This is a genomic window from Ferdinandcohnia jepli (genome assembly GCF_047246645.1).
In the GTDB taxonomy this organism is placed as follows: domain Bacteria; phylum Bacillota; class Bacilli; order Bacillales; family Bacillaceae_L; genus Ferdinandcohnia.
The window spans coordinates 1-10,019 of the sequence record NZ_JBFOKR010000041.1 but is presented as its reverse complement, the minus strand read 5'-3'; the positions used below and the strand labels follow the sequence as shown (position 1 = coordinate 10,019).

The window sequence follows — 10,019 nt, the reverse complement described above, 5'->3', positions numbered from 1 at the left end:
GGCTATAGCCAAGTGGTAAGGCAACGGACTTTGACTCCGTCATTCGTAGGTTCGAATCCTGCTAGCCCAGCCATTTTTTATAATTATATTTTGCACGAGCCATTAGCTCAGTTGGTAGAGCACGAACGAGTTATCCTCGTAGCGATGCTTCAGCGTACCAATCGAGTCACTACTTGCATCAACTCCCTGAGATTGGGACGTCGTAGATGCAAAAAATACGATTTATTAACTTTATTCGTATAATTATATTTTGCACGAGCCATTAGCTCAGTTGGTAGAGCATCTGACTTTTAATCAGAGGGTCGAAGGTTCGAGTCCTTCATGGCTCATCAAATGCGGAAGTAGTTCAGTGGTAGAACACCACCTTGCCAAGGTGGGGGTCGCGGGTTCGAATCCCGTCTTCCGCTCCAGAACTACTTCTTTCTACATGGGGCCTTAGCTCAGCTGGGAGAGCGCCTGCCTTGCACGCAGGAGGTCAGCGGTTCGATCCCGCTAGGCTCCACCATACAATTATCTAATACATACTACTATAAGCCGTGGGCTTATAGTTTTTTTGTTTTTAATTGGGTTTTAGTATAGTTAACTGACGCTGGGCAAAACAGGTCTTTTTAATTTATGTGTTTGATAAGGTGTTACTCTTTATAAAAGGAAAAAAGTCATACAAAATGATTAGTACCTTATTTTTTTATTGCATATGGTAATCATAAATTACGTTTCAACTCTATTTCCTTCCGTATATATATACATGTTTTTGTTGAGTTGAGTCATTCTATTAAAAGTAGTTAAAATAGAGGTATGTGGGAGAAGGAGGTTCGTTTAAATTGAGAAAAGATATATCTATTATTGGGGTCCCAATGGATTTAGGACAAATGCGAAGAGGCGTTGATATGGGACCAAGTGCAATTCGATATGCTGGTGTAATAGAGAGGTTAGAACGACTTCGTTATGATATAGATGATTTAGGTGATATAGAAATTACGAGGCCGAAAAGAGGAGCTATTGATACCGTCGATAACTTAAAGAACTTAAAGGCTGTTTCAGAGGCTAGTGAAAAGCTAGCATCAGCAGTAGATGAAGTTATTAAAAATGGTAGATTTCCACTTGTTTTTGGGGGAGACCATAGTATAGCGATAGGATCATTAGCAGGTATTGCTAAACATTATAAGAACCTGGGAGTAATCTGGTATGATGCTCACGGAGATTTAAACACGGCTGAAACGTCACCATCAGGAAATATTCATGGAATGCCGTTAGCTGCTAGTCTAGGAATTGGTCATAAGGCATTAACTCATATCGCTGGATATAGTCCGAAGGTTAAACCGGAAAATATCGTAATAATTGGCGCTAGATCACTAGACGATGGTGAGAAGGAATTAATTAAGAAAATTGGAATCAAGGTATACACGATGCATGAAATTGATCGACTAGGTATGGCAAAGGTTATGGAAGAATCAATAGCATACTTAAAAGATCGTACAGATGGTGTGCACTTATCCTTAGACTTAGATGGACTCGATCCGCATGATGCACCTGGGGTTGGAACTCCAGTCCTTGGGGGAATTAGTTATCGTGAGAGTCATTTAGCGATGGAAATGCTTGAGGAAGCAAAAATTATTACTTCTGCGGAATTTGTTGAGGTAAATCCTATCCTAGATGATAAGAATAAAACTGCATCAGTTGCTGTAGCTTTAATGGGTTCTTTATTTGGAGAAAAATTACTATAAGAAATAGTACAGTACCTTTATTAGTAAAGGTGCTGTTTTTTTCTGTGTCTTAAAAGAGTTTTGATTTTCTTTAACATAGTTAGCCATTTTTTGATAAAATAAAAATAATGGATAAAAATGAAACCTTTTTGCGAGTTGTTACGTAGATATTTATACCCGCAATGAGCGGAGGTACAAAAATGGAGACAATCATTAAAAACCGAATAAGACAAATCAAAAATGGAGATCAGAACGCTTTTGCGGAGATAGTAGAAATTTACAAGGACAAAGTGTTTCAGTTATGCTATCGTATGCTAGGGAATCGGCATGAGGCGGAAGATATTGCCCAAGAAGCTTTTATACGAGCATTTGTAAATATTCACAGCTATGATTTAAATAAAAAGTTCTCTACATGGCTCTATCGAATTGCTACAAACCTTTCGATTGATCGAATACGAAAGAAAAAGCCAGATTATTATTTAGATGCAGAAATAGCTGGATCAGAAGGGCTAACCATGTATTCGCAGGTGGCAGCAGATGTCGCATTACCAGAGGACGAGCTAGAAAGCATGGAATTGCAAGCATTAATCCAGGCTGAAATACTGAAGCTCCCAGAGAAATATCGTTCTGTAATTGTTTTAAAATACATCGAGGAATTTTCACTTAAAGAAATTGGAGAGATTCTCGATTTGCCGGTAGGAACGGTAAAAACAAGAATCCATAGAGGCCGAGAAGCCTTACGACATCAACTTCGACATGTATAGGGGTGAGAAAAGATGAACTGTTCAGAAGACAGCATGAATCAACTAATTCATAAGTACCTGGATGAAGACATTTCTGAAGAGGAAGAGACTATACTACGAGAGCATTTATCAAATTGCGATTTATGTAATCAACACTTCCATGAACTAAAGAAAACAATTGCTCTAGTACAAAGTACCTCGCATATTTCTGCACCAGATGATTTTACAATGAAGGTGATGGCAAATTTACCAAAAGAAAAAACGTCTGTGAGCTTTAAGCGTTGGTTTAGAGGTCATCCAATATTAACGGCAGCTTCTCTATTTCTCTTACTAATGGTTGGAAGTCTCTTCTCAGTATGGAATGAAAGCGAACAATTTTCTGTTTCTAAACAACCTAATTTGGTTATTGAGAATAATACCGTAATTGTTCCTGAGGGAGAGACAGTTGAGGGAGATGTGGTCGTTAAGAATGGCAAGCTCCTAATTGAAGGAGAGGTAAATGGAAACGTCACGATCATAAACGGTGAGAGATATATGGCTTCTGCTGGAAATGTTACAGGAGAAATTAAGGAAGTCAATCAAATGTTTGAATGGCTTTGGTACCATATGAAAAAACTAGGTAAGGATACAATTCAAATCTTTGATCAGAAAGAATAAAACTAAGAATAGGAAAGGCCATCTAATATTGATGGTCTTTTTTCATCGAAATGAGTTACATAACAATGAAAAAATCAGGCATATCCTACGTGTAATTTGTAATTAGGACATGAAAGATATATGATATAATATTATAGTTATAAGATGTTTTTGAAAAGTCAGCACATGAGAAAACCATATTTGGTTTATCAATCTAGAATAGTATAAACTAATCTTTTCACTTGGTTTTTGTATGTCGTATTAATAGTGTGTAAATTTACGGATTATTTCATAGAGGAAGTGTGAGAATGTCATTTGATGAACTCCCATTACTAAGTTACCTCGGCAATTTCTTAGATGTTCTCCTAGTCTGGTATGTAATATATAAACTAATAACGGTTATACGAGGAACAAAGGCTGTACAGCTCTTAAAGGGTATTATTGTCATTATATTTGTTCGTATGTTGAGTAGTTTATTGGAACTACATACATTGTTCTGGTTAGTAGATCAGGTGATGAATTGGGGATTCTTAGCGATTATCGTTATCTTCCAGCCTGAACTACGAAGGGCTCTAGAGCAACTTGGTCGTGGAAAAATATTTTCTAGAAGTAGTTTAGATGAAGATGATCAACAAGTAAAACTGATTGAAGCAATAACAAAAGCAACCGATTATATGGCAAAACGTCGAATTGGTGCACTTATTTCAATTGAACGCGAAACAGGTATGGGCGATTATATTGAAACTGGTATACCACTTAATGCTTCTATTTCTTCGGAGCTTTTAATTAATATTTTTATTCCAAACACACCTTTGCATGATGGAGCAGTCATTATCCAAAGAAATGAAGTTGCTGCAGCTGCTTGCTACTTACCATTATCAGAAAGCCCATTTATTTCAAAAGAGTTAGGGACACGTCATAGGGCGGCACTCGGAATAAGCGAAGTAACAGACAGTATTACAATCGTTGTATCAGAGGAAACAGGTAGTGTATCTCTTACAAAAAATGGTGAACTACATCGTGATTTGAAGCCAGAGACATTTAAAGAACTACTAAAACAAGAGTTAATAACGAATGAACGTAGCACCTCTCAAGCACGTTGGCAATGGAGGGGGAAGAAAAATGGATAGATTCTTGGATAATAGGTGGGTCACTCGAATAATTGCGTTAATGTTAGCATTGCTGCTATTTGCATCAGTAAGTTTTGAAAACCAACCTGCTTCAAAAAGCCCTTCTGGTTTTCCTCTTTTTACTGATTACACAGAAACATTAACTGAGATTCCGGTAAATGCGTATTATGATGAGGAAAATCTCGTTGTTTCAGGAGTTCCGCAGTTTGTTAATGTAACGATTAATGGACCATCCGGAGTAACGAAGAAAGAAGGGCTACAGAAGGAAATTGAAGTGTATGCCGATCTATCGCAGTTGACGGTTGGAACACATAAGGTTAAACTACAATACCGAAACGTTTCCGAAAAAATAAACGTGAAAATAGATCCTGCAGAAATTACAGTTGTACTTCAGGAAAAGGTTACAAAAGAGTTTCCTGTTGAAGTTGACTTTGTAAATAGAGACCAGATAGAAGATGGTTATACAGTAAAGGACCCAGTAGTAAGCCCTAAAGTTGTAAAAATTACGGGTGCAATAGAGGAAATAGACCGAATTGCACTAGTAAAAGCTGTAGTAGACCTGAAAGGTGCAAAAGAAACCTTCCAGCAAGAATCAAGGGTTGCTGTGTACGATAAAAACCAAAATGTATTATCAGTAACCGTCGATCCGACTGTCGTAGAAATTACAGTCCCAATCGAAAGCCCGAATAAGAAAGTGTCATTTGCCTTGAAGCAAACAGGTCAACTTGCCGCGGGGTTAAGTATAATAAGTATGACACCTGTTCCGAATGAAATAACAATCTTTGGACCCAAAGAGGTTATTGATGAGATAGATTCAATAGATGGAGAATTAGATCTTGGTAAAATTTCTGAGGATACAACATTAGAACTGAAGGTCCCTATTCCTAAGGGAGTTACAAAGGTTACTCCAGAAACGATTCAGGTTGAAGTAGACGTTGAAGAAGAGATATCAGAAACATTTTCTGATTTATCTATTAGGAGTTTAGGATTAGGTCAACAATTTACGCTTACCTTTTTAAATCCAGAAACAGGGACCCTTAGCTTACAAGTTAGTGGAGCACCGAGTGTTTTAGAAGGGACAAGTCCTACAAATCTCGATGTATTTATAGATGTTACCGATTTAGGAATCGGGGAGCATGATGTTGATATAAAAGTGAATGGCCCGCAAAACGTGACATGGGCGCTGCCTCTAGAAAAGGCAAGGATACGAATAACAGATAGCGAAGATAATTAAGCAATCTGCAAAGGAGCGATTTTACGAAATGGGAAAATATTTTGGAACAGATGGTGTACGAGGTGTTGCTAACAGCGAACTTACTCCTGAGCTTGCCTTTAAGGTAGGCCGTTTTGGTGGATATGTATTAACAAAGGATAAAGAAAGACCAAAGGTTATAATTGGTCGTGATACTCGTATATCCGGGCATATGCTGGAAGGAGCTTTAGTAGCAGGTCTTTTATCTATTGGTGCTGAAGTTATGAGATTAGGTGTTATTTCAACTCCTGGAGTTGCATATCTAACAAAGGCGTTAGGAGCTGAAGCGGGTGTAATGATTTCTGCATCACATAATCCAGTTCAAGATAACGGAATTAAGTTTTTTGGTCCTGATGGATTTAAGCTTTCTGACGAGCAGGAAAAAGAAATTGAAGATTTATTAGATATGCCAGAAGACCAGTTGCCTCGACCAGTAGGTGCAGATTTAGGACAAGTAAATGATTACTTTGAAGGTGGTCAAAAGTATCTGCAATTCCTAAAACAGACGGTTGATGAAGAATTTACAGGTATTCATGTTGCATTAGACTGCGCACACGGTGCCACATCATCACTAGCTACTCACTTATTTGCTGATTTAGATGCCGATATCTCAACAATGGGTACTTCACCAAATGGTCTGAATATAAATGACGGGGTAGGTTCTACACATCCTGAAGCACTAGCTGAATTTCTAAAAGAAAAAGGCGCAGATGTGGGTCTTGCATTTGATGGTGATGGAGATCGTCTTATTGCTATCGATGAAAATGGAAACATCGTTGATGGAGACCAAATCATGTATATTTGTGCGAAGTATCTGAAGGAACAAGGCAGATTAAAGCATCAAACAGTTGTCTCAACTGTTATGAGTAACCTTGGCTTCTATAAGGCACTTGAGGAGAATGGCGTTCAAAGTGTCCAAACCGCAGTTGGTGATCGCTATGTTGTTGAGGAAATGAAGAAAAATGGTTTTAACCTTGGTGGGGAGCAATCTGGTCATATTATCTTCTTAGATTACAATACGACGGGTGACGGATTGTTAACAGGTCTTCAACTTGTGAATATCATGCAAACTACTAAGAAGCCGTTGTCACAGCTTGCTAATGAAATGACTACATTCCCACAACTATTAGTTAATGTAAAAGTGACTGATAAATATAAAGTAGCTGAAAATCCAGTTATTAAAGAGGTAATTGATCAGGTTGAACAAGAAATGAATGGAAATGGTCGAATTTTAGTTCGTCCATCTGGAACAGAGCCGCTTGTAAGGGTAATGGCAGAGGCGCCTACTGAAGAGCAATGTAAAGAGTATGTGGATCGCATTGTGGCTGTTGTAAAAACAGAAATGGGATTAGAATAGAGAGTCATTTGTATCATTTATATGCATAAGAGGCACATCAAAGCCTACTTATGCATATTTTTTAGTATACATGGAAAAGTTTTCTTCCATGTTATGGTTGACGATTTTGAATATCCTAGTGTATGATTGTGTTTGATTCATTTGGAAGGAGGATTGTACAAATTGCAATAAAACTTAAAAGCGCCTGAACTAAATCTATGTACGGAGCATAAACAGTAGGTAAGTGCCTATTGTAAGATTTAGTTGACGAGGAGGAGGTTTATCGAATTTTCGGCGGATACCTCCCGGTTGAACAATCACGGCCGTAAGTTCTTCTAGGTAAAACAAAGGGGTAACCCTTTGCACAAACGGAAGGATATGATTGATCAAAAAACGAATACTAAAAAAGGGGCAAGTAAAGCCCCGTGCTTTCTTGTTCCCTTTTTTAAGGAGGACACTAATTATGTGCGGAATTGTAGGATTTATTGGACAACAAGACTCTAAGGAAATTTTATTAAAAGGGCTAGAGAAGCTAGAGTATCGTGGATATGATTCAGCAGGTATTGCTGTAATGAATGCGGAAGGTATACATGTGTTTAAAGAAAAAGGGCGAATTGCTACACTTCGTGAGAGTGTAAATCCAGCTGTGGAAGCACCGGTTGGAATTGGTCATACAAGATGGGCGACACATGGTGTACCAAGTAAAGTAAATGCACATCCTCATCAAGCAAACACTGGTCGTTTTACTCTTGTTCATAATGGAGTGATCGAAAATTACACTCATTTGAAGGAAGAGTATTTACAATACGTTGAATTAAAAAGTGATACAGATACAGAAATCATTGTTCAAGTCCTTGATCAGTTTGTAAATCAAGGTTTAGAAGTTGAAGAGGCATTCCGTAAAACGTTAAGTCTATTAAAGGGTTCTTACGCGATTGCTTTACTTGACGAACAAAATAACGAAACTATTTATGTAGCTAAAAATAAAAGTCCACTACTTGTAGGTCTTGGAGATAACTTCAATGTGGTAGCAAGTGACGCTATGGCAATGCTGCAAGTTACTGATCAATATATCGAATTAATGGATAAAGAAATTGTAATTGTTACGAAGGATTCTGTAACGATTAAGAACCTTAATGGCGAAGCAATTAGTCGTGACCCATATACAGCAGAATTAGATGCAAGTGATATTGAAAAAGGAACGTACCCGCACTATATGCTAAAGGAAATCGATGAGCAACCTCTAGTAATGAGGAAAATTGTTCAGCAGTATCAGGGAGAAAATGGGGAATTAACGATTGATACTGAGATTTTAGAGGCGATGAAGGAAGCGGATCGTATCTATATTATTGCAGCGGGCACAAGTTACCATGCTGGTCTAGTTGGGAAACAATTCATTGAGAAAATGGCTCATATTCCTGTTGAAGTCCATGTTTCAAGTGAATTTTCATACAACATGCCGTTGCTATCTGAAAAACCATTATTCATTTTCATTTCACAAAGTGGTGAAACAGCTGATAGTCGTGGAGTATTAGTTCATGTTAAAGAATTAGGATACAAGTCATTAACAATTACAAACGTGGCTGGTTCTACTCTTTCCCGTGAGGCAGACTACACATTACTATTACATGCAGGTCCAGAGATTGCTGTTGCTTCAACGAAAGCATATACTGCACAAATGGCAGTATTATCAATCCTTGCTTATGTAACAGCACAATCAAAAGGGTTAATGGTTGGTATGGACTTAGTAAAAGAGCTTGGTATCGTAGCAAATAGTATGGAAGTCCTATGCGAAGATAAAGAAGAAATGGAAGCTATCGCTTGGGAATATCTAACTACAACTCGTAACTGTTTCTTTATCGGTCGTGCACTAGACTTCTACGTAGGTCTAGAAGGTGCGCTAAAGCTAAAAGAAATTTCCTACATTCAAGCAGAAGGCTTCGCCGGTGGCGAGCTAAAGCACGGAACAATTGCCTTAATTGAAGACGGTACACCGGTTATCGCCCTTGCTACTCAAGAGCATGTAAATCTAAGTATCCGTGGAAATGTAAAAGAGGTTGCTGCACGTGGTGCAAATCCATGTATTATTTCCATGAAAGGTTTAGATACAAATGAAGACCGCTATGTGTTACCAGTCGTTAATGATATGCTAACACCTCTTATTTCAGTTATTCCGTTACAGCTTATTTCTTACTATGCAGCACTACACCGTGACTGTGACGTTGATAAGCCGCGTAACCTGGCTAAGAGTGTTACGGTTGAATAATAGAACCAATTTGTTTCTATAAAAATGTAAAGGTACAATTAAGATGGAAAATGACAAAATAAGATGGTAAGTTGCAAAGAAAGATGGTAAATGACAAAAAAAGATGGTTAGTAATAAAGAGAAGCTAGAGAAAAGATGAGCATCAGCCAGAGGGTTGATGCTTTTTATTTTTTGTATCCTATCTGTTGATTGAAAATAAATACGGGTCCTTTGAAAGTGGGTATTGCAATTGGTGCTATATATAGTGCAATCTGGTTAGCACAAATTGTTAATTTATTAAGCGTCATTGCTAATAAATAATTTAGAATAAGGATATTTAACTAATGGAGCAGTTTAGTTCAAGAAGGATTCTTTAAATACAACATCGAAATACTAAACAAACGGGAGCGTTGCAAAAAATATAAACTTCAAATAAGGAGTTTTGAATGGAACATTTAAACGATTTACTTCCTAAAGATAAATTTGATTTTGACAAAGTAGAAAAACTAAATGAGCTTAATCGTGGAGAATTAATCTCCTTATTGCCTGAGCTGCTTAAATGGATTCAGGATATGAATTGGCCGATAGCTCCTAAAATAGCCGAACTATTATTACATTTTCCAAATGAAATTATCCCACACATAAGAAACGTTTTTGAAACACAAGACAATGTATGGAAGTTCTGGTGTTTGGAAGTCTTGGTTAAACCTCTCCCTGTTGACAAAAGAAAGGTGTTAAAGAACGACTTAATTAGATTAGCAGAAAGACCAACTGAAGGTGAGATATTAGAGGAAGTTGATGTTCGTGCTAAGGAGATATTAAAACAATTTTGAATTTTTCACTAATGGGTTCATTGCTTCAGTAACGAAGGATCGTCTTATCATATTGAAGTAACGAGGCAGGTGTGCGGCCGAGCCTAGGTCGTATCATATAGCGGGTGGGATTCCCGCCGAGTAAGAACTAGCCATTCGCTC

The 10,019-nt window shown here is 37.7% G+C and carries 8 protein-coding genes and 3 tRNA genes; all 11 read left to right on the top strand.

The features are described from left to right. Positions 1 to 256: 256 nt before the first annotated feature. The 11 genes from AB3M96_RS23505 to AB3M96_RS23455 all read left to right on the top strand — a co-directional run bounded on the left by AB3M96_RS23505 (position 257) and on the right by AB3M96_RS23455 (position 9,878). Positions 257 to 329, top strand: a tRNA-Lys gene (locus AB3M96_RS23505). Positions 330 to 335: 6 nt separating this feature from the next. Then, a tRNA-Gly gene (locus AB3M96_RS23500) sits at positions 336 to 410 on the top strand. Positions 411 to 429: 19 nt separating this feature from the next. Next, positions 430 to 505: transfer RNA gene (locus AB3M96_RS23495), tRNA-Ala, on the top strand. Between the two features lie 316 nt (positions 506 to 821). Beyond that, positions 822 to 1,724 carry an arginase gene (gene rocF / locus AB3M96_RS23490; protein ID WP_412970042.1) on the top strand — a complete coding sequence of 301 codons (903 nt, stop codon included), beginning with the start codon at positions 822 to 824 and terminating at the stop codon, positions 1,722 to 1,724. Positions 1,725 to 1,903: 179 nt separating this feature from the next. Beyond that, the gene (gene sigW, locus AB3M96_RS23485; protein WP_412970041.1) at positions 1,904 to 2,467 is read left to right on the top strand and encodes an RNA polymerase sigma factor SigW; all 564 of its coding nucleotides are present in this window, start codon (positions 1,904 to 1,906) and stop codon (positions 2,465 to 2,467) included. Between the two features lie 12 nt (positions 2,468 to 2,479). Continuing rightward, complete coding sequence (locus AB3M96_RS23480; protein ID WP_412970040.1) at positions 2,480 to 3,103, top strand: zf-HC2 domain-containing protein; 624 nt, start codon at positions 2,480 to 2,482, stop codon at positions 3,101 to 3,103. A gap of 287 nt (positions 3,104 to 3,390) precedes the next feature. Beyond that, a complete protein-coding gene (cdaA, locus tag AB3M96_RS23475) occupies positions 3,391 to 4,212 on the top strand; it encodes a diadenylate cyclase CdaA (RefSeq protein ID WP_412970039.1) in 822 nt (273 codons plus the stop codon). Continuing rightward, entirely contained in the window at positions 4,205 to 5,446 is a 1,242-nt protein-coding gene (locus AB3M96_RS23470) for a CdaR family protein (protein ID WP_412970038.1), read from the top strand. The genes cdaA and AB3M96_RS23470 overlap by 8 nt, the downstream gene beginning before the upstream one ends. A 28-nt stretch (positions 5,447 to 5,474) precedes the next feature. Continuing rightward, positions 5,475 to 6,821, top strand: a complete 1,347-nt coding sequence (glmM, locus tag AB3M96_RS23465; protein ID WP_412970037.1) for a phosphoglucosamine mutase — start codon at positions 5,475 to 5,477, stop codon at positions 6,819 to 6,821. Positions 6,822 to 7,263: 442 nt separating this feature from the next. Next, positions 7,264 to 9,066: a glutamine--fructose-6-phosphate transaminase (isomerizing) gene (gene glmS / locus AB3M96_RS23460; protein WP_412970036.1), complete on the top strand. Its 1,803-nt coding sequence runs from the start codon at positions 7,264 to 7,266 to the stop codon at positions 9,064 to 9,066. 425 nt (positions 9,067 to 9,491) lie between these two features. Next, the gene (locus AB3M96_RS23455) at positions 9,492 to 9,878 is read left to right on the top strand and encodes a DUF5071 domain-containing protein (protein WP_412970035.1); all 387 of its coding nucleotides are present in this window, start codon (positions 9,492 to 9,494) and stop codon (positions 9,876 to 9,878) included. The last annotated feature ends 141 nt before the right edge of the window (positions 9,879 to 10,019 follow it).